This window comes from Phaeovulum sp. (genome assembly GCF_030684035.1).
Lineage (GTDB): Bacteria > Pseudomonadota > Alphaproteobacteria > Rhodobacterales > Rhodobacteraceae > UBA6213.
On the sequence record NZ_JAUXPI010000047.1, the window covers coordinates 13,305 to 30,391 of the forward strand.

General features: G+C 64.5%; 24 protein-coding genes. 17 read left to right on the forward strand and 7 right to left on the reverse strand.

Annotation, left to right across the window (positions count from 1 at the left end; all coding sequences use genetic code 11):
- Nucleotides 1-13: 13 nt before the first annotated feature.
- Nucleotides 14-751 (forward strand): sulfite exporter TauE/SafE family protein, encoded by a 738-nt coding sequence (locus Q8J98_RS11175; RefSeq protein ID WP_305294409.1) that lies wholly within the window; start codon nucleotides 14-16, stop codon nucleotides 749-751.
- A 3-nt stretch (nucleotides 752-754) separates the two neighbouring features.
- Here the strand turns inward: Q8J98_RS11175 and Q8J98_RS11180 are convergent, their stop codons facing one another.
- A complete protein-coding gene (locus Q8J98_RS11180) occupies nucleotides 755-1,060 on the reverse strand; it encodes a hypothetical protein (RefSeq protein WP_305182987.1) in 306 nt (101 codons plus the stop codon).
- 180 nt (nucleotides 1,061-1,240) lie between these two features.
- On the opposite strand from Q8J98_RS11180, the gene Q8J98_RS11185 reads away from it, so the two are divergent.
- From Q8J98_RS11185 to Q8J98_RS11230, 10 genes are all read left to right on the forward strand, one after another.
- Complete coding sequence (locus Q8J98_RS11185; RefSeq protein ID WP_305294410.1) at nucleotides 1,241-2,098, forward strand: CoA ester lyase; 858 nt, start codon at nucleotides 1,241-1,243, stop codon at nucleotides 2,096-2,098.
- 9 nt (nucleotides 2,099-2,107) lie between these two features.
- A complete protein-coding gene (locus Q8J98_RS11190) occupies nucleotides 2,108-2,659 on the forward strand; it encodes an NnrU family protein (RefSeq protein ID WP_305294411.1) in 552 nt (183 codons plus the stop codon).
- Complete coding sequence (locus tag Q8J98_RS11195; protein WP_305294413.1) at nucleotides 2,659-2,862, forward strand: DUF1737 domain-containing protein; 204 nt, start codon at nucleotides 2,659-2,661, stop codon at nucleotides 2,860-2,862. The genes Q8J98_RS11190 and Q8J98_RS11195 overlap by 1 nt, the downstream gene beginning before the upstream one ends.
- Nucleotides 2,863-3,894 (forward strand): MaoC family dehydratase, encoded by a 1,032-nt coding sequence (locus Q8J98_RS11200; protein WP_305294415.1) that lies wholly within the window; start codon nucleotides 2,863-2,865, stop codon nucleotides 3,892-3,894.
- Nucleotides 3,895-4,115: 221 nt separating this feature from the next.
- Nucleotides 4,116-4,511, forward strand: a complete 396-nt coding sequence (sdhC, locus tag Q8J98_RS11205; RefSeq protein WP_305294416.1) for a succinate dehydrogenase, cytochrome b556 subunit — start codon at nucleotides 4,116-4,118, stop codon at nucleotides 4,509-4,511.
- An 11-nt stretch (nucleotides 4,512-4,522) separates the two neighbouring features.
- Complete coding sequence (gene sdhD / locus Q8J98_RS11210; RefSeq protein ID WP_305182993.1) at nucleotides 4,523-4,900, forward strand: succinate dehydrogenase, hydrophobic membrane anchor protein; 378 nt, start codon at nucleotides 4,523-4,525, stop codon at nucleotides 4,898-4,900.
- A gap of 1 nt (nucleotide 4,901) precedes the next feature.
- Nucleotides 4,902-6,707: a succinate dehydrogenase flavoprotein subunit gene (sdhA, locus tag Q8J98_RS11215; protein WP_305294417.1), complete on the forward strand. Its 1,806-nt coding sequence runs from the start codon at nucleotides 4,902-4,904 to the stop codon at nucleotides 6,705-6,707.
- Nucleotides 6,707-7,162, forward strand: coding sequence for a hypothetical protein (locus Q8J98_RS11220; protein ID WP_305294418.1), 456 nt, complete (start codon nucleotides 6,707-6,709; stop codon nucleotides 7,160-7,162). The genes sdhA and Q8J98_RS11220 overlap by 1 nt, the downstream gene beginning before the upstream one ends.
- On the forward strand, nucleotides 7,159-7,449 hold the full coding sequence (locus tag Q8J98_RS11225; protein WP_305294419.1) for a hypothetical protein: 291 nt from the start codon (nucleotides 7,159-7,161) through the stop codon (nucleotides 7,447-7,449). The genes Q8J98_RS11220 and Q8J98_RS11225 overlap by 4 nt, the downstream gene beginning before the upstream one ends.
- 2 nt (nucleotides 7,450-7,451) lie before the next feature.
- On the forward strand, nucleotides 7,452-8,228 hold the full coding sequence (locus Q8J98_RS11230; RefSeq protein WP_305182997.1) for a succinate dehydrogenase iron-sulfur subunit: 777 nt from the start codon (nucleotides 7,452-7,454) through the stop codon (nucleotides 8,226-8,228).
- A 49-nt stretch (nucleotides 8,229-8,277) separates the two neighbouring features.
- On the opposite strand, the gene Q8J98_RS11235 is transcribed toward Q8J98_RS11230, so the two are convergent.
- Nucleotides 8,278-9,177 (reverse strand): YiiX/YebB-like N1pC/P60 family cysteine hydrolase, encoded by a 900-nt coding sequence (locus Q8J98_RS11235; RefSeq protein WP_305294420.1) that lies wholly within the window; start codon nucleotides 9,175-9,177, stop codon nucleotides 8,278-8,280.
- 283 nt (nucleotides 9,178-9,460) lie between these two features.
- Between Q8J98_RS11235 and Q8J98_RS11240 the strand changes: the two genes are divergently transcribed.
- Complete coding sequence (locus Q8J98_RS11240) at nucleotides 9,461-10,321, forward strand: DUF1989 domain-containing protein (RefSeq protein WP_305294421.1); 861 nt, start codon at nucleotides 9,461-9,463, stop codon at nucleotides 10,319-10,321.
- 40 nt (nucleotides 10,322-10,361) lie between these two features.
- Here Q8J98_RS11240 and Q8J98_RS11245 read toward each other — a convergent pair whose 3' ends face one another.
- A complete protein-coding gene (locus Q8J98_RS11245) occupies nucleotides 10,362-10,748 on the reverse strand; it encodes an ArsR/SmtB family transcription factor (protein WP_370867964.1) in 387 nt (128 codons plus the stop codon).
- A gap of 152 nt (nucleotides 10,749-10,900) precedes the next feature.
- Between Q8J98_RS11245 and Q8J98_RS11250 the strand changes: the two genes are divergently transcribed.
- From Q8J98_RS11250 to Q8J98_RS11270, 5 genes are all read left to right on the forward strand, one after another.
- Complete coding sequence (locus Q8J98_RS11250; protein WP_305294422.1) at nucleotides 10,901-11,242, forward strand: AtpZ/AtpI family protein; 342 nt, start codon at nucleotides 10,901-10,903, stop codon at nucleotides 11,240-11,242.
- Nucleotides 11,243-11,244: 2 nt separating this feature from the next.
- Nucleotides 11,245-11,994 carry a F0F1 ATP synthase subunit A gene (locus Q8J98_RS11255; RefSeq protein WP_305294423.1) on the forward strand — a complete coding sequence of 250 codons (750 nt, stop codon included), beginning with the start codon at nucleotides 11,245-11,247 and terminating at the stop codon, nucleotides 11,992-11,994.
- A 54-nt stretch (nucleotides 11,995-12,048) separates the two neighbouring features.
- Nucleotides 12,049-12,285 carry a F0F1 ATP synthase subunit C gene (locus Q8J98_RS11260; RefSeq protein WP_009157477.1) on the forward strand — a complete coding sequence of 79 codons (237 nt, stop codon included), beginning with the start codon at nucleotides 12,049-12,051 and terminating at the stop codon, nucleotides 12,283-12,285.
- A 79-nt stretch (nucleotides 12,286-12,364) separates the two neighbouring features.
- Nucleotides 12,365-12,910, forward strand: a complete 546-nt coding sequence (locus Q8J98_RS11265; RefSeq protein WP_305183002.1) for a F0F1 ATP synthase subunit B' — start codon at nucleotides 12,365-12,367, stop codon at nucleotides 12,908-12,910.
- A gap of 4 nt (nucleotides 12,911-12,914) precedes the next feature.
- Nucleotides 12,915-13,469 carry a F0F1 ATP synthase subunit B gene (locus tag Q8J98_RS11270; RefSeq protein ID WP_305294424.1) on the forward strand — a complete coding sequence of 185 codons (555 nt, stop codon included), beginning with the start codon at nucleotides 12,915-12,917 and terminating at the stop codon, nucleotides 13,467-13,469.
- A 49-nt stretch (nucleotides 13,470-13,518) separates the two neighbouring features.
- On the opposite strand, the gene Q8J98_RS11275 is transcribed toward Q8J98_RS11270, so the two are convergent.
- From Q8J98_RS11275 to Q8J98_RS11290, 4 genes are all read right to left on the reverse strand, one after another.
- On the reverse strand, nucleotides 13,519-14,289 hold the full coding sequence (locus Q8J98_RS11275; protein WP_305183004.1) for an FCD domain-containing protein: 771 nt from the start codon (nucleotides 14,287-14,289) through the stop codon (nucleotides 13,519-13,521).
- A 99-nt stretch (nucleotides 14,290-14,388) separates the two neighbouring features.
- Complete coding sequence (locus tag Q8J98_RS11280) at nucleotides 14,389-15,036, reverse strand: OmpA family protein (protein WP_305294425.1); 648 nt, start codon at nucleotides 15,034-15,036, stop codon at nucleotides 14,389-14,391.
- Nucleotides 15,037-15,142: 106 nt separating this feature from the next.
- Nucleotides 15,143-16,003, reverse strand: a complete 861-nt coding sequence (locus Q8J98_RS11285; protein ID WP_305294427.1) for a bifunctional helix-turn-helix domain-containing protein/methylated-DNA--[protein]-cysteine S-methyltransferase — start codon at nucleotides 16,001-16,003, stop codon at nucleotides 15,143-15,145.
- Nucleotides 16,004-16,067: 64 nt separating this feature from the next.
- The gene (locus Q8J98_RS11290; RefSeq protein WP_305294428.1) at nucleotides 16,068-17,015 is read right to left on the reverse strand and encodes a Hint domain-containing protein; all 948 of its coding nucleotides are present in this window, start codon (nucleotides 17,013-17,015) and stop codon (nucleotides 16,068-16,070) included.
- Nucleotides 17,016-17,087 lie beyond the last annotated feature (72 nt).

Consider the following 17,087-nt stretch of genomic DNA (forward strand, 5'->3'; position numbering starts at 1 on the left):
GGCGGGGGGCGCAATGGATCTTTCGGCGGCGGGTTGGGTGTTGGCGGTCGCGGCGGCGGTGCTGGTGGGGTTGTCCAAGGGTGGCCTGCCGGTCGTCTCAATGCTTGCCGTGCCGATGTTGGCGCTGGTGATGAGCCCGGTTGCAGCGGCGGGCCTGCTGCTGCCGGTCTATGTGGTTTCCGACATGTTCGGCCTCTGGGCGTGGCGAAAGGCCTATGATCGCAGGGTTCTGGCGATCGTGGCGCCGGCAGCGGTGCTGGGCATCGGCTTGGGCTGGGCGACCGCGAGCATGGTTTCCGACCGCATGGTGGGCGGTCTGGTGGGGCTGATCGGTACGCTTTTCGCGCTTAACGCGATCATTCGGCCTCGGATCGGCGGGGCCCGCGAGGCGCGTCCGGGGCCGGGTATCTTCTGGGGAACGATTGCCGGATTCACCAGCTTCGTCAGCCACTCCGGCGGCCCGCCCTGGCAGATCTATGCGCTGCCCTTGGGCATGGACAAGCTGGTTTTCGCGGGCACCTCGACCATTCTCTTTGCCTGGATCAACGCGGTGAAACTGGTGCCGTATTATGCGCTTGGCCAGTTATCGGGCGAAAGCCTGAGGCTCGCGGTGCTGCTGATGGCCCCGGCGGCGCTGGCGGTGCTGACCGGGGTGCGGCTGGTGCGGGTGATCCCGCAGGACAAGTTCTTCCGCATTGTCACCTGGGCCCTCTTGGCAATGTCGCTCAGTCTGCTCTGGAAAGCGGTCTGAGGTTCAGGCCCCGCTGCCGGGTATTACCGAAAGCGCCTCATAGGCCTCGCCTGCGACCAGAAGGCAGGTCAGCCCGGAGGCCAGCGTGAGCGTGATGGTCCAGCTGCCGGTTTCTTCCGAGGCGAACAGTTCGACCAGTGCCTGGTTCGAGGCAAGCCCTGCCGCACGGCGGCTTTCGCCGTAGCGCATTGCCAGTTCCGCAAGGACCTGCGCGCGCGGCCCGCAACTGGTGGCCTCGGCATGCACCTGTGGCGCGGCAAGTATGAGCGCGCCAAATCCGAGCGCGGCGAGAAGCGTTTTTTGTGACATGGGGCACCTTTGCGATGGGCAGATTTCTGCCTAGGCTGCGCGGGCACTGGCAAAGCCGGGTAAAGCGGGCGCGCGTTCCTGCTCTGCCCCAGCGGAAATTCTGCGCTGCGGCAAATCCGGGCTTGCCGAATATGCCGAAAATGTGGTCCTTGGCGAAAGATTGTTGCGAGGGAGAGAATCATGGACTCGGCTGCGCGCCCCTACCGCTCGGTGCTCTACATTCCCGGATCGAAAGGGCGTGCGCTGGAAAAGGCGCGTGATCTGGCGGCGGATGCGATCATTTTCGACCTTGAAGACGCGGTAGCACCGGAAGAAAAGCCCGCCGCGCGAGCGCTGTTGCGCGAGGTTCTTGCCAGCACGGATTTCGGGCCGCGCGCCCGCATCGTGCGGGTGAACGGGCTTGATACGCCCTGGGGTGCCGACGACATTGCGGCCTTTGCGGGCACAGATATCGACGCGCTGCTGATTCCCAAGGTTTCCTCGGCGGCCGATGTGCAGGCGGTGGCGGGCCGCATTGCCGGGTTGCCGCTCTGGGCGATGATGGAGACCGCGCTGGGCATGCTGAACGCTGCCGAGATTGCCGCGCACCCGCGCCTCTGCGGCATGGTGATGGGCACCAACGATCTGGCGAAGGAGCTTGGCAGCCGCTTTCGCGCCGACCGCTTACCGCTCATCGCCGGGCTTGGTCTTTGTCTGCTGGCCGCCAAGGCGCATGGGCTGACCATTGTCGATGGCGTCTACAACGCCTTCAAGGACGAGGAAGGTCTGCGCGCCGAATGTGCGCAGGGCCGCGACATGGGTTTTGACGGCAAGACCCTGATCCACCCGGCGCAGCTGGCCATTGCCAATGCCGCTTTTGCCCCCTCGGAGGCAGAGCTTGACCTCGCCCGCCGTCAGATCGCCGCTTTTGATGCGGCAATGACGGCAGGGCAGGGCGTTGCGGTTGTGGATGGAAAGATTGTCGAAAACCTGCATATCGTCACCGCGCGGCAGGTGCTGGCGAAAGCCGGGGCGATTGCCGCATTGAACGCAAACTGAGAGGGCGTCATGGCGGTACTGCTTTTGGGTCTGTTGTTGTGGGTTGGTGCTCATCTGTTCAAACGTCTTGCCCCCAAGGCCCGCGCCAGCATGGGCGATCGCGGCAAGGCGATGGTCGCCGGGCTGTCGATCATGGCCATCGTGCTGATGGTGCTGGGGTTCCGCAGCGCCGAGGTGGTGCAGCTTTACCATACCCCCGCCTGGGCGCTGCATGCGAACAACGCGCTGATGCTGGTGGCGATTTTTCTGCTCGGTGCCGGGTCCACCAAGGGCCTGCTGGTGGACAAGATGCGCCACCCGATGCTGGCCGGGGTTCTGGTCTGGGCAGTGTCGCATCTGATGGTGAACGGCGATCAGGCGTCGGTGGTGTTGTTCGGCGGGCTTGGGCTTTGGGCGGTGGCGGAAATGGTGCTGATCAACCGCGCCGCTGCGTGGAAACGCCCGGCAAAGGGCAGCATTTCGGGCGACGCGAAAAACCTTGCCGCGACCGTGCTGCTTTATGCGGTCATCTCCGGCATTCACTACTGGCTGGGCCACAACCCCTTTGTGGCGGTGCTCTGATGCTGATCTACCGGCTGCTGAGCGACGACGACACGCAGGCCTTTTGCCACAAGGTTTCGCTGGCGCTGTCGAAGGGCTGGGCGCTGCATGGCAGCCCCGCCTATGCCTTTGATGCGGCGCGTGGCGTGATGCGCTGCGCGCAGGCGGTGGTGAAGGATGTGCCCACCCCCTACCACCCCGAAATGAGGCTGGGAGAGCAGTAGATGAAGACCAACCCGGGGCGCTTCTTCGAGGATTACCGCTTGGGCGAGCTTATCCGCCATGCGGTGCCGCGGACCGTCTCGGGGGGGGAAAGGGCGCTTTATCACGCACTCTATCCTGCGCGCGGGGCGCTTTATTCATCCGACGAGTTTGCCCGCGCCTGCGGTTTGGCGGCGGCACCGATTGATGACCTTGCCGCGTTCCATCTGGTGTTCGGCAAAACCGTGCCCGACATCAGCCTGAATGCGGTGGCGAACCTTGGCTATGCCGAGGGGCGCTGGCTGAAGCCGGTCTGGCCGGGCGATACGCTGGCCGCCGAGTCGACGGTGATCGGGCTGCGGGAGAATTCGAATGGCACTTCGGGCGTTGTCTGGGTGCGCACACGGGGGCTGAACCAGCGCGGCGAGGCGGTGCTGGAATATGTGCGCTGGGTGATGGTCCGCAAGCGCCATGCCGATGCGCCCGCGCCGGTTTCAGTGGTGCCTGATCTGGCAAGTGCGGTGGCGGCGGCCGATCTGGTGCTTCCGGAGGGGCTTGATTTCAGCCGCTACGATTTCGCGCTGGCGGGAGAGCCGCACCGCTGGGGCGATTATGCGCCGGGCGAGCGCATCGACCATGTCGATGGCGTGACCATCGAAGAGGCCGAGCACATGATCGCGACCCGGCTCTGGCAGAACACCGCCAAGGTGCATTTCGATGCCACCCAACAGCCAGACGGGCGCAGGCTGATTTATGGCGGCCATGTCATCAGCCTGGCGCGGGCGCTTTCGTTCAACGGGCTGGCAAACGCGCAGATGATCGTGGCGCTGAACGCGGGCGTCCACGCTAACCCCTGTTTTGCGGGCGATACGGTACGGGCCTGGTCAGAGGTGCTTGACCGCGCCGAAACTGCTGCGCCGGGCGTCGGGGCGATCAGGCTGCGGCTGGTGGCGGTGAAAGACGGGGCAGCGCCTTTTGCATTTCGTGGCGAGAACGGAAAATACGCGCCCGAGGTCTTGCTCGACCTCGATTACTGGGCGCTGATGCCGACCTGAACCGGGTTCACATCTGCGTGAGCGGCAGCAGCGGAGCCAGACGTGCGAATTTGTGATCACATTTCCCGATCAGCATGGTTTCCCCCCGGAAAAATCGCCGCACCTGCGCGCCAGGGCGTGACTTGGCGAAAAAACGCGCTATTGAGGGTGCATCATTAGGGCAACCCCGCTGCGGAGGCATACTCCGCCTTGCGGGCGCGCAAGCGACAGAGGGACCCAACATGGCGGACGCAAACCGGATTGACCGGCCTCTTTCCCCCCATCTGACCATCTACCGCATCGTCTGGCGACCACAGATCACCTCGTTCGCCTCGATGATGCACCGCATAACCGGCAACGCACTTCCGGCGGCGTTCATCCTCGGCGTCTGGTGGCTGTTGGCCGCCGCGATGGGGCCAGAACAATTTGCGCTGGCCGACTGGGTGCTGACCTCGTGGCTTGGCGATCTGGTCTTTGCCTTCTCGCTGCTGGCGATCTGGTATCACTTCCTCGCGGGGCTGCGACACCTCTACTTTGATGCGGGCCGCGGGCTCGATCTCAAGACCGCCGAATTGCTCGGCTGGGCTTGTGCAATCGGCGCTCCGGTGCTGACCGCGATAACCCTGATCCTGATCTGAGGGAGGCCACGATGCGTTATATCACTGACCGCAAGCGCGCCGTCGGCAAAGGCTCGGCAAAGACCGGCACCGAACATTACTGGTCGATGCATGTCAGCGCCGTGGCGCTGGCATTCATGGTGCCGACCTTCCTTTACGTTTTCGGCTCGGCCCTGGGCGGCACCCGCGACGAGGTGCTTGCAACCTTCTCGCGGCCGTTCCCGGCGATTCTTACCGGGCTCGTGCTGGTTGTCGCGATGCGCCACTTTGCCAAGGGTGCAACCGTGATGATCGAGGACTATTCGCACGGCTCGCTGCGCAAGGGGCTGGTCATGTTCGCTATCTCGCTGTCCTGGGTGATTACCGCCACGGGGCTTTACGCGCTTGCCCGCATCGCTCTGGGGAACTGATATGGCTGCCTACGCATATGAGACGCATGAATACGACGTGGTCGTGGTGGGGGCCGGTGGTGCCGGACTGCGCGCGACGCTCGGCATGGCGGAACAGGGGCTGCGCACCGCCTGCGTGACCAAGGTGTTCCCGACCCGCAGCCACACGGTTGCAGCCCAGGGCGGGATTGCCGCAAGCCTTGGCAACATGGGCCCGGACAGCTGGCAATGGCACATGTTCGACACCGTGAAGGGCTCGGACTGGCTCGGCGACATGGACACGATGGAATATGTCGCGCGCGAAGCACCGAAGGCGGTTTACGAACTGGAACATTACGGCGTGCCGTTCAGCCGCACCGAAGACGGCAAGATCTACCAGCGCCCGTTCGGCGGCCATACCACCGAATACGGCGAAGGCGTGCCGGTGCAGCGGGTCTGCGCCGCCGCCGACCGCACCGGCCACGCCATGCTGCACACGCTTTATGGCCAGAGCCTGAAGAACAACGCTGAGTTTTTCATCGAATATTTCGCACTCGACCTGATCATGTCGGACGATGGCAAATGCCAGGGTCTGGTGGCATGGAAGCTTGACGACGGCACGCTGCACGTCTTCAACGCGAAAATGGTGGTTCTGGCCACCGGCGGCTATGGCCGCGCCTACTTCAACTGCACCTCGGCGCATACCTGCACCGGCGACGGCGGCGGCATGGTGGCGCGCGCCGGGCTTCCGCTTCAGGATATGGAGTTTGTGCAGTTCCACCCGACAGGCATCTTTGGCCCCGGCATGCTGATTACCGAAGGCGCACGCGGCGAAGGCGGCTACCTTACCAACAGCCAGGGTGAGCGGTTCATGGAGCGCTACGCCCCGACCTTCAAGGATCTGGCCAGCCGCGACGTGGTTTCGCGCTGCATGACGCTGGAAATTCGTGAAGGCCGCGGCGTTGGCCCGAACAAGGACCATATCCACCTCAACCTTTCGCACCTGCCGCCGGAGCTTTTGGCCGAGCGGCTGCCGGGCATTTCCGAATCCGCCAAGATCTTTGCCGGTGTTGATGTGACCAAGCAGCCGATTCCGGTACTGCCGACGGTGCATTACAACATGGGCGGCGTTCCAACCAATTACTGGGGCGAGGTGCTGAACCCGACCGAGGCGGAACCCGACGCGGTGGTGCCGGGGCTGATGGCGGTGGGCGAGGCTGCCTGCGCCAGCCTGCACGGTGCCAACCGTCTTGGTGCCAACAGCTTGATCGACCTTGTGGTGCTTGGCCGCGCCGCCTCGATCCGGGCAGGCAAGGTAGTCGATGCCGCGGCCCCGAACCCGGTGCTCAACACCGCTTCGGTCGATGCTTCGCTGGCGCGGTTCGATGCGCTGCGCCACGCCAAGGGCACGATTGCCACCGCCGATCTGCGGCTGGAAATGCAGCGGGCGATGCAGGATAACGCCGCCGTGTTCCGCACCGAAAAAGTGCTGGCCGAGGGCGTTGAACTGATGACAGCCATTGCCGGCAAGATGAGCGACATCAAGGTTACCGACCGCTCGCTGATCTGGAACTCGGATCTGATGGAAACGCTCGAACTGACCAACCTGATGCCGAACGCGCTGGCGACCATCACCGGTGCCGCTGCCCGCAAGGAAAGCCGGGGCGCGCATGCGCATGAGGATTACCCCGAGCGCGACGACAAGAACTGGCGCAAGCACACCATCGCGCGCGTCAATGGCGCAAAGGTTGATCTCAGCTATCGGCCGGTGCACACCGAGCCGCTGACCTCGCTGGCAGACGGTGGCATCGACCCGAAGATGATCGCCCCGAAAAAGCGTGTCTACTGATGTGTGCCGCCGGATATTCAGGCACACCCCTGCCTGACAAGCTGGGGTATCGGGACGGGCAGGCAGTCGCCTTTGCCACCCTGCCCGAGAGCCTTGCCTATCTGGCGACCTGCCGGGCGTTTCGGTCGGTCGAGCAGGTGGCAGACTGGCGCGCGCTGCCACCTGCCGCGCGCGATGCGATCCACCTGTTCACCACCAGCGCCGCGAACCTGAGCGAGGCGCTGCCCGCGCTGCGCGACGGTATCACGCCTGATGGCATGATCTGGATTTCCTGGCCCAAGAAGGCCGCCGGGATTGCGAGTGATGTCAGCGAAAACCTCATTCGTGATCGCGCCCTGGCAGATGTTCTGGTCGATGTGAAGGTCTGCGCGGTCGATGCCGTCTGGTCGGGGCTGAAGCTGGTGGTGCGCAAGCTATACCGCAGCAACCATATCAACGCAGGGGCTGCCGCATGAATCGCCTTGCCCTGATCGCGCTGTTGCTGCTGGCCGCCTGCGGTCCCGTTCCGTTGCATCAGGCCGAAACCGAATGCCTCGAAGAGGCCCGTCTGGCCGCACAGCCGCGCGGCGAGGTCGGTTTCGGCGCGGGCACCGGCGGTGCCGGCGGTTTCGCCAACATCACCATCTCGTCGGACTACCTCCTGGGGCGCGACCCCGCGGCGGTATTCGACGCCTGCGTCATCAACAAATCCGGCCAGCGCCCGTCGCAGCCGCTCTATTCCCGCTCAGACTGGAAGGGATAATCATGGTTCAGTTCACCCTGCCGAAAAACTCGAAAATCCGCGTCGGCAAGACCTGGCCGAAGCCCGAGGGCAAGAATGTCCGCAAGTTCCGCATCTACCGCTGGGATCCCGATACGGGCGAAAACCCGCGGGTCGATACCTATTTCGTCGATATGGACAGCTGCGGCCCGATGGTTCTTGATGCGCTGATCAAGATCAAGACCGATATCGACCCGACACTGACATTCCGCCGTTCCTGCCGCGAGGGCATTTGTGGGTCCTGCGCGATGAACATTGACGGTATCAACACGCTGGCCTGCATCTACGGCCTCGACGAGATCAAGGGTGATGTGAAAATCTACCCGCTGCCGCATATGGCGGTGGTGAAAGACCTGATCCCGGACCTCACGCATTTCTACGCCCAGCACGCCAGCATCATGCCGTGGCTTGAAACCAAGACCAACCGCCCGGCCAAGGAATGGCGCCAGTCGATTGAAGACCGCAAGAAGCTCGACGGGCTTTATGAATGCGTGATGTGCGCAAGCTGCTCGACCTCGTGCCCGAGCTACTGGTGGAACGCCGACCGCTACCTTGGCCCGGCCGCCCTGCTGCACGCCTATCGTTGGATCATCGACAGCCGCGATGAGGCTACGCCCGAACGGCTCGATGCGCTTGAAGACCCGTTCAAGCTCTACCGCTGCCACACCATCATGAACTGCACCAAGACCTGTCCGAAAGGCCTGAACCCCGCCAAGGCGATTGCCGAGATCAGGAAGATGATGCTGGAGCGGGTGGTCTGAGGCCTTCTGGCGCGGCGCGCCGGGGGCTTACGGCCAGCGATTGGCCCGCCTATACGCCCGGCGCTCCGGCGGCGGGCTTTTCGTTCCTGCCGCGCTGCCACCAATCGGCCAGGTCAGTGATCAACCCGGCCCGGTCAGAGCGTTCCCACACTTCGGGCTTGCCCCGGAAATAGGCAGCAACCGCCAGCGGGATGCGCCCGGTCGAGGCCTGCGCTGCCACGTCATCGGGCAGAATCGTCTCCCGCCCGTAGATGATGCGGGTGGGCAGTCTGAGCTCCGGCATGACGATCGAGACAAGCTCGGCACAATAGAGTTCGTCGGGGGTGGCATTGTCGAAGTGATAATCGAATTTCATTCCCAGACGTTGCGCGAATCCCGCCACCACCTCGCGCCGCCTTGCGTTGGAGGCGAGCTGCGGCCGGGTGAGAACCACACGGTCGGTATTGAGAATTTCTTCAGGCAGCGACAGGTGAACACCGAGCCGGTCCGATTCGATGAAGGTCATGCCAGCCCGGATTTCGGCCTGATGCGGCACCACGGTGGCGTGGTTCCACATGCCGAGCGCGCGCAATTCGGCCTCGGTGCCGAGATAGACCGCCAGATGCCCGAACAGCCCCGGGATCGTGTTGCCCGAGGCGCGATGCTTGTTCGAGAGCAGAACCACATCCAGTGGGCGGACGACCTGCAACACCTGTGCCTGCACCCTTTCGTCGGCAAGATAGCCGGAACGATACACGCTTGCGCCCACGGCGTTTCCCAACAGCGGCGCAAACGGTTCGATCAGCGCGATCAGCACCGGCGCATAGACTTCGGTCTCGCGGCAACACCCCTCAAGCGGGGTGCCCACCAGCGCAAGATCGGCAGGTCCGATTGGTGGCGTGCTGGCAGAACAGCCAGCGACAACCGCGATCAGCAGCCCGGCAAGAATGCCTCGAAACCTGCGCGCCATGTCCATTGCCCAAGCCCTATCCTGATCGGGGGGCCGCGACCCCCGGCATCGGCCGGCGCGGGCAATCACCCGATGCCCGCAGCCAACCCAAGCCCGCAGCCGCGGGCAAACTCGCGCCAAGGACTGCCACAGCCGCAGCCGATCATCAAGCGCCGCACTGCCCCGCGACTGCGCGCGCCGCGCACCCTGTTGCGCAAATGCGAGGGCAGGGCGACGGGGCTTTTCTTTTCGCCCGCTTCGATGGAGGCTTGGCAGGTGCCCCGCCGGGCACGAGGAGACCGCGATGAAACCTGCCCCGCTTGGCCCCGCGCCCGAAGATGCCGAAGCCCGCCGCGCGGTGCCGCCGGTGATCTGCTACCCGGTAGCCGGGCTGCCGGTGCCTGACCTTGCCGCGCTCGACGAAGCCCGCGCCGACTGGGAAATGACCGCCGCGCTTCTGGTGCCGCCGCGCGAGGCGCGCACATTCGAAGTTCCCGCGGGGCATTTCTTTCGCATCGGTTGCCCCGCGGGTGCGCAGGTGGGCGATCTCAACCTCTGGAACGCCGCCGACCTTGCCGAGCGGTTCTATTCCGGCAAGACCCGCGCGCTGCATGGCACCCATCTGGGGCGCGGCGACCGGATGTGGTCTGGCTTTCCCTACCTGCGGCCGATGGCGACGATCACCGCGGATACGCTCGACTGGTATGGGTTTGATGCTTTCGGCTGCTCGGTCCACGACGTGATCGGCACCCGCTGCGACCCCTACACGCACAGCCTGCTTTCCGGCGGCGGCCAGTATCATCACTGCTGCCATTCGAACCTGACGCGGGCACTGGCCGAGGCGCGCGGGCTGACCCTGCTTGAGGCCGAGGCGGCGGTGCATGACGTGCTCAATGTCTTCATGTGCACCGGGTTCGACCGCGCCACCGGGCAATATGTGATGAAGGCAAGCCCGGTGCGGGCGGGCGATTACCTCGAATTCTTCGCGGAAATCGACCTGTTGGGGGCGCTTTCGGCCTGCCCCGGCGGCGATTGCAGTGCCGAGCATTCAAGCGATACCGCCGCCTGCCATCCGCTTTCGGTTGAGGTGTTTTGCCCAAGGGTCGCGCCGCCGGGTTGGGTTGCACCAAAGGTGAGCGGCTATGACCGCAGCCATGGGTGGTAAGGCCGGGGGTCTCGCACCCCCGGACCCCCGCAGGGTATTTTCACAAAGAAGAAGCCGGGTCGGCGAATTCCGCTTCCAGAAACCGCTCGAAGTCGTCGAGATCGATCGGGTCAAACTGGCCGAAGCCCTGCATCCAGGTGGTGGCAGCGCGCAGGCTGCCGGGTTCGAGTTTGCACCACCTGAGCCGACCGCGCCTTTCCTGGCTGATCAGGCCGGCATCGGCGAGAATGCCCAGATGTTTGGAGATTGCCGCGAGCGACATGGCAAAGGGGGCGGCGACATCACTGACCGCCATGTCATCTTCAAGCAGCATGGTGAGGATCGCGCGCCGGGTCGGGTCGGCAAGGGCGGCGAAAAGCTGGTCAAGGTCAGGGGCGGCGGCGGGCATGCGGCGAATTAGCGCAAACACCTCGCAATCGTCAACCATCCGGTTGAACATCCTCCGCGCGTGCGGCCTGGCGCATGCGATACAGATGAATTAAAGCCATTACATATCAAGGCTGTAGGCCGATTTCGCCGGGCTTGACTCGGGGGGCGTTGCCGCATAGGAAGACGGCGACTTTGTGCGGGGCCCCAAACATGCCTGTTGCTCCCCCTGACGGTCCGGACCCGGCGCGGTTGCGCGCGCTGGAGGACCGGATTGCAGAGAAGAAACGGGCGCTGATGCCGGGGCCGCGCGCGGACGAGCACTTCAGCCAGGCCAATATCGCCTGGCGGATGGTGATCGAGATGGTTTCGGGGCTGGGGATCGGCTTCGGCATCGGGTACGGGCTGGACATTCTGTTTGGCACGATGCCGTTGCTGCTGGTGATCTTCACGCTTCTGGGCTTTGCGGCCGGGGTGCGGGTGATGCTGCGCACGGCCCGCGAAGTTGAGGGCGAGCGGCTGGCAGAGCAATCTGCGCGGAAAGAGGAAACATAGACGTGGCGACGGAAGAAGCAGGCAGCGCACTTTCATTCCACCCGATGGATCAGTTCATCGTGAAGCCGCTTTTCGGCGACGGTCCGATCAACTGGTACACGCCCACCAACGTCACGCTCTGGATGGCGCTTGCCGTTGTCGGAATTTATCTGCTGCTGGTGGTGGGCACCCGTGGACGCGCGGTGATCCCGACCCGGATGCAGTCGATCGCGGAACTCGCTTACGGCTTCGTTCACAAGATGGTGGAAGACGTGACCGGCAAGGACGGGCTGCGCTATTTCCCCTACATCTTCACGCTGTTCATGTTCATCGTATTCGCCAACTTCCTCGGCCTGCTGCCGCGCGCCTTCACCCCCACCAGCCACATTGCGGTTACGGCGGTGCTGGCGATGGCGGTGTTCCTGACCGTGACCATTCTTGGCTTTGTCAAGAACGGCGCTGCCTTCCTCGGCCTGTTCTGGGTTTCCTCGGCACCGCTGGCGCTGCGCCCGGTGCTGGCGCTGATCGAGCTGATCAGTTATTTCGTGCGCCCGGTCAGCCATTCGATCCGGCTTGCGGGCAACATGATGGCCGGGCATGCCGTGATCAAGGTTTTCGCGGGTTTTGCCGCAGTCGCGGTGATCTCGCCGCTATCCATCGTGGCTATCACCGCGATGTACGGGCTCGAAATTCTGGTGTCCTTCATCCAGGCCTATGTCTTCACGATCCTGACTTGTGTGTATCTCAAGGATGCGCTGCATCCGCACCACTAGGCAGGTTCAACCAACAACCAATTCAGCCAATTCCAACCTCAAGGAGTGACGAACATGGAAGGCGATATCGTTCAAATGGGTGCGTACATCGGCGCTGGTCTTGCCTGCATGGGCATGGGTGGGGCTGCGGTTGGTGTGGGCAACGTTGCCGGCAACTTCCTGTCGGGCGCGCTGCGCAACCCCTCGGCCGCCGCTGGCCAGACCGCGACGCTGTTCATCGGCATCGCATTCGCCGAAGCGCTGGGGATCTTCTCGTTCCTCGTCGCACTTCTGCTGATGTTCGCCGTCTGAGACCTGCTCGCATCCTTGCGGTCGGGTGGGCCTGAGGTTCGGGCCCATCCGGGTTCTTGAAGGGTCCGAGGGGGACGACATGGCAACAACTACGCACGACGCAGCGGGTGCCGCCGCGGGACATGCCGCGGAATCCGCAGGTATGCCGCAGCTCGACTTTGCCAGCTTCCCGAACCAGATATTCTGGCTCGTGGTGACGCTGGTGGCGATTTACTGGGTGCTTTCGCGCATCGCGCTGCCGCGTATTGGCGGGGTTCTGGCAGATCGCCAGAGCGCCATCACCGGCGATCTGACCGCCGCCGAGGAATTCAAGCTGCGTGCCAAGGAAGCCGAGGCCGCTTATGAGCGCGCCCTGGTCGAGGCCCGTTCCGACGCGCAAAAGATTGTCGGGCAGGCACGCGCCGAGATCCAGAAAGACCTCGATGCGGCGACGGCCCACGCCGATGCCGAAATCGCCGCACGCGCCAGCGAATCTGAACGCCGGATTGGCGAAATTCGTGCCGGGGCAATGGAAGCGGTGGTGGCGGTGGCGCGCGAGGCGGCAGCCGACATCGTTGCGGCAATGGGCGGCAAGGCCGATGCCAAGGCGGTTGCCAAAGCCGTCGATGCACGGCTGAAAGGGTGACAGGATGAAAAAGCTCTCGGCGGTTCTGGTGTTTGCTGCCAGCCCGGCCTTTGCGGCCACTGGCCCGTTCTTTTCGCTGAAGAACACCGACTTCATCGTGACACTGGCGTTCCTGCTGTTTGTGGGCGTGCTGTTTTACTACAAGGTTCCGGCGATGCTGGGCGGCATGCTCGACAAACGCGCGGCGGGCATCAAGGCCGACCTCGAAGAGGCGCGCACCTTGCGCGAAGAGGCGCAGGCGTTGCTGGCCAACTACGAGCGCAAGAGCCGCGAAGTTCAGGAAACCGCCGATCTGATCGTGGCCACGGCGCGGCGTGATGCGATGACGGCGGCCGAGGCGGCGAAGGCCGAGCTGAAGGTGTCGATTGCGCGGCGGTTGAAAGCGGCGGAAGAGCAGATTGCTTCGGCCGAAGCGGCGGCGCTGCGCGATGTCAAGGACCGCGCGGTGAACGTTGCGGTGGCCGCAGCATCCGAGCTTTTGGCGGCGCAGCTTGGCGCAGATGCGAAGTCGAAGCTGACCGATGCCGCAATCGGCGAAGTCGCGGCACGGCTGAACTGAAGCCTGACCCGGTGCAGTATGAAAACCCGGCCCGTCGCGGCCGGGCTTTTCATGCGCGCTCAGCCTCGTGCTGCAAGCGCAATTGCGCCAGCGCCTCGTGGCGGTCTGCCTTTTGCTGGTCAAGCAAAGCCGCTTCGACAAAGCTCAGATGGGTCTCGATCGCGGCCTTTGCCGCTGGCGCATTGCGCGCCTGCAGGGCTGCGTTGATCGCGCGGTGTTGATCGAGCAGCGAATCGCGCGTGGTGCGCTGGCGAAACATGACGTTGCGGTTGTAAAATACCCCCTCAAGCAAGAGCCCGAACATCGCGCGCATCATGTGCAGCATGATGACATTATGGCTCGCCTCGACAATCGCCATGTGAAACTCGGCATCAAGCGCCGCCTCGTCGGCGGGGTTGCGTTTCTGGTGCGCGGTCTCCATGCGGGAGAAAAGCGTGTCGATCACCTTGAGGTCGGTATCCGAGCCGAGCCTTGCCGCGCGCTCGGCCGCCAGCCCCTCCATGTCGCGGCGAAACGAGAGATAGTCGAACACCGCCTGATCGTGGCTTGCAAAAAGCCGGATCAGCGCAGGCGAAAACGCAGCACTCAGCACATCGGCCACGAATATGCCCGCCCCGGCGCGGGTGACCAGCAGCCCGGCTTCCTGCAATTCCGCCACCGCTTCGCGCAGGCTCGGGCGCGATACGCCGAGCCGCTCGGAAAGCTCGCGCTCGGAAGGCAGCCGCTCGCCAGGGCGCAACACACCTTGCAGGATGAGCACTTCGATCTGGCGCACCACTGCCTGGCTGAGTTTTTCCGACTCGATCTTCTGATAAGGCATCGCACCCCCGGATTTGGTCAAAATCTATGACCACATCACCCGATGCGCAAGACAAAGCGGTGCGGCTCGCCCGGCTTCCGTGCGGAGCTTTGCCGAGCTTCAGCTATTGGGCCGAATAATGATCTCGACACGGCGGTTTTGCGCGCGACCTTCCGGTGTCAGGTTCGAGGCAATCGGCTGATCCTCGCCGCGGCCGTAGGCGGTGATGCGGCTGAAGGGCACCCCGGAATTGGCGAGCACCCCCGCCACGGTATTCGCGCGGCCCTGCGACAGGGTCTGGTTGTAGCCCGCCGCGCCGGTGTTGTCGGTATGGCCGACAACCTCGACCATTGTATCCGGGTAGCGCAGCAGGCTTGTGGCAAGGGTTTGCAGATCGCGCTGCAACTCGGGGCGCAGCGCGGTGCTGTCGGTGGTAAAAAGCAGATCCTGCGGCATTGTCACCACCAAGGCGCTGCCGGTATTGACCACGCCAACACCATTGCCGAGATCGCGGTCAAGTTCGGCTGCCTGCTTGTCAAGAGCCTGCCCGATCAGCCCGCCGATGGCGGCACCGGCAACCGCACCAACAGCCGCCTTGCCAAGCGCGTCATTGCCGCCGCGTGTTGCGCCAAAAAAGCCGCCGAGCATGGCACCGATGGTGGCACCGCCTTGCGTGCGGTTGGGCGCAAGCGCGCCTTCGGGGTTGGTGCAGGATGCAACCAGAACCGCACTGCAGGCTACCGTCAGGATTATCCGTTTACCGCTCATGTCACACCTCATGCCCGAAGCCCCCTGGCGGGGCCTTGGCGCGAGTATAACGCCACTCTGCGACCGAGTTCCACGCAGGCTTGGGGCACCGGCAGGTTTTTGCGCATCACGTTCGTGCCAGCCTGCCGGGAACTGCCTCCGCCCGCGCCGATTCCCAGGCAAGCATGGCACGTTTGACCGGCAATCCCCAGTGGTAGCCGCCCATCGCGCCAGATTTGCGCAGCGCCCGGTGGCAGGGAATGACAAAGGCCAGCGGGTTGCGTCCGACCGCCGTTCCCACCGCGCGCAGGGCGCGTGGCGCGCCAATGGCCCCGGCAATGTCGCCATAGGTGGTGACCTGTCCCGAAGGTATCGACAGCAGCGCTTCCCAGACCTTGATCTGGAATGGCGCGCCGATCAGATGCAGTGCCGCCTCTCCCCGCTGCGCAAGCGCCGCCTCGACCCAATGCGCAATCGCCTCCGGGGCGGGTGCCAGACGCGCCGCTGGCCAGCGACGGGCAAGATCGGCAAAAGCCGCCTGCGCGCCGACCTCGGCAGCAAAGGCCAGGCCGCAAAGCCCGCGCTCGGTGCCCATCGCCACCACCTCGCCAAAGGGCGAGGCAAAGCTGCCGTGCCGGATCTCCAGCCCCGCGCCGCCCTGCGCATATTCGCCGGGGCTCATCGCCTCCCAACGCAGAAAGAGGTCGTGCAGGCGGCCGGTTCCCGAAAGCCCGGCGAGGTCGGCCACCGCATCAAGCGGAAGGCGCTTCGCGATCAACGCCCGCGCATGGTCGAGCGTCAGGTATTGCTGGTAGCGCTTGGGCGAAACCCCGACCCAGGCCGAGAATACCTTCTGGAAATGTGCAGCGCTCATGCCAAGGGCAGCAGCCAGTTCTTCCAGCGAGGGGCCGGGGGCGGGCGCAGCATCGATCAGCGCCAGCGCCCGGGCGATCACGCGGTAATGGTAATGGTCCTCGACGGCGCGCATGGCTGGTCCTTTCCGCCCCATGATAGGCGGTGGCGCGCGGGCGCGCGACCCGAAAGCTGTGGTTTCAGGCGGCCAGCCAGCGCCGCCCGGGCAATGCCGGGCAGGCGAGCGCGGCAAGCCCCCGGGCGTCGAGCCCGTTGCGGGCAGGGGTCGCGTGGTCGGCGCCAAGGGTTTGGGCCAGTGTTGCCCGGTCAGAGGGCGGAAACGCCGCAAGCAGATCGGGCGTGGCAAGCGCGGTATCAAACCAGAGGCCGTCAACCAGAACCACTTCCTGCGCGGCACAGATGAGCACGAAAAGACGTGGCACCAGCGCGCGCGGCTCGGGGGCAATGCCGAAGGTTGCCGCCAGTGTATCGACGCGCGCCAACATCTCGCCTTCGCCAAACATCAGCCGCAATTCGGGAGCCGCGATCAGCACCCTTTGCCCGGGCGTTACCAGCAAGGGACGCTGCGGTTTATGCGCGCCGAAAGCGTCGGCAGGCAGCCAGAACGGCACCGCTTCTGCGCGCGCATCCACGCCTTCCAGCCGCGCCACAGAAAGCAAGGGCCGATAACCGTGGTCGCGGGTAAGCACCTTGTCGCCGGGGCGAAGCCATTCGACCGGCAGAGCGCCTTGTTTGGTGGCGATCATCGCACCTGCCCCAAGCGCCGCAAGTTGCGCCAGCGCGGCGGCACCAAACCGCAACAGCGGCGGGGCGGGTGCCTCGGCCTGCATGTAGGCAAACCCCGGTTCAAGCGGTTCTGTTGGCACAATGACGGTAACCGCGCCGATCTCGACCCGCTCCACCCCGATGCAGCCGCCATTTCCCCGCAGCAGGCGCAGCGGCGTGTCATAGCTCAGCGCCCCGCGTGCGCGTTCGCGCCCCTGCGCATCACGCAGCACGCTAACCCCGCCCGGAGTTACCTTCTCCAGTTTCAGCGCAACCGAGGCCAGACCAAAGCCCGGGTCGAATACCCAAGAACCGAAAACGGGGTCGCGTTGCAGCGCGCCCCTCGGATAGCAGATATGCATCGGCACCCGCCCCTTGCCACCACGCCTGTTTGCAACATCGGGCACCACGCCGAAGCGCCGGTTAATGCCGAA

Bases quoted from the DNA above. Each gene is read 5' to 3' on its own strand.
- Q8J98_RS11175 (WP_305294409.1), top strand. From the start codon at position 14: ATGGATCTTTCGGCGGCGGGTTGGGTGTTGGCGGTCGCGGCGGCGGTG.
- Q8J98_RS11180 (WP_305182987.1), bottom strand. From the start codon at position 1,060: ATGTCACAAAAAACGCTTCTCGCCGCGCTCGGATTTGGCGCGCTCATA.
- Q8J98_RS11185 (WP_305294410.1), top strand. From the start codon at position 1,241: ATGGACTCGGCTGCGCGCCCCTACCGCTCGGTGCTCTACATTCCCGGA.
- Q8J98_RS11190 (WP_305294411.1), top strand. From the start codon at position 2,108: ATGGCGGTACTGCTTTTGGGTCTGTTGTTGTGGGTTGGTGCTCATCTG.
- Q8J98_RS11195 (WP_305294413.1), top strand. From the start codon at position 2,659: ATGCTGATCTACCGGCTGCTGAGCGACGACGACACGCAGGCCTTTTGC.
- Q8J98_RS11200 (WP_305294415.1), top strand. From the start codon at position 2,863: ATGAAGACCAACCCGGGGCGCTTCTTCGAGGATTACCGCTTGGGCGAG.
- sdhC (WP_305294416.1), top strand. From the start codon at position 4,116: ATGGCGGACGCAAACCGGATTGACCGGCCTCTTTCCCCCCATCTGACC.
- sdhD (WP_305182993.1), top strand. From the start codon at position 4,523: ATGCGTTATATCACTGACCGCAAGCGCGCCGTCGGCAAAGGCTCGGCA.
- sdhA (WP_305294417.1), top strand. From the start codon at position 4,902: ATGGCTGCCTACGCATATGAGACGCATGAATACGACGTGGTCGTGGTG.
- Q8J98_RS11220 (WP_305294418.1), top strand. From the start codon at position 6,707: ATGTGTGCCGCCGGATATTCAGGCACACCCCTGCCTGACAAGCTGGGG.
- Q8J98_RS11225 (WP_305294419.1), top strand. From the start codon at position 7,159: ATGAATCGCCTTGCCCTGATCGCGCTGTTGCTGCTGGCCGCCTGCGGT.
- Q8J98_RS11230 (WP_305182997.1), top strand. From the start codon at position 7,452: ATGGTTCAGTTCACCCTGCCGAAAAACTCGAAAATCCGCGTCGGCAAG.
- Q8J98_RS11235 (WP_305294420.1), bottom strand. From the start codon at position 9,177: ATGGCGCGCAGGTTTCGAGGCATTCTTGCCGGGCTGCTGATCGCGGTT.
- Q8J98_RS11240 (WP_305294421.1), top strand. From the start codon at position 9,461: ATGAAACCTGCCCCGCTTGGCCCCGCGCCCGAAGATGCCGAAGCCCGC.
- Q8J98_RS11245 (WP_370867964.1), bottom strand. From the start codon at position 10,748: ATGGTTGACGATTGCGAGGTGTTTGCGCTAATTCGCCGCATGCCCGCC.
- Q8J98_RS11250 (WP_305294422.1), top strand. From the start codon at position 10,901: ATGCCTGTTGCTCCCCCTGACGGTCCGGACCCGGCGCGGTTGCGCGCG.
- Q8J98_RS11260 (WP_009157477.1), top strand. From the start codon at position 12,049: ATGGAAGGCGATATCGTTCAAATGGGTGCGTACATCGGCGCTGGTCTT.
- Q8J98_RS11265 (WP_305183002.1), top strand. From the start codon at position 12,365: ATGGCAACAACTACGCACGACGCAGCGGGTGCCGCCGCGGGACATGCC.
- Q8J98_RS11270 (WP_305294424.1), top strand. From the start codon at position 12,915: ATGAAAAAGCTCTCGGCGGTTCTGGTGTTTGCTGCCAGCCCGGCCTTT.
- Q8J98_RS11275 (WP_305183004.1), bottom strand. From the start codon at position 14,289: ATGCCTTATCAGAAGATCGAGTCGGAAAAACTCAGCCAGGCAGTGGTG.
- Q8J98_RS11280 (WP_305294425.1), bottom strand. From the start codon at position 15,036: ATGAGCGGTAAACGGATAATCCTGACGGTAGCCTGCAGTGCGGTTCTG.
- Q8J98_RS11285 (WP_305294427.1), bottom strand. From the start codon at position 16,003: ATGCGCGCCGTCGAGGACCATTACCATTACCGCGTGATCGCCCGGGCG.
- Q8J98_RS11290 (WP_305294428.1), bottom strand. From the start codon at position 17,015: ATGCATATCTGCTATCCGAGGGGCGCGCTGCAACGCGACCCCGTTTTC.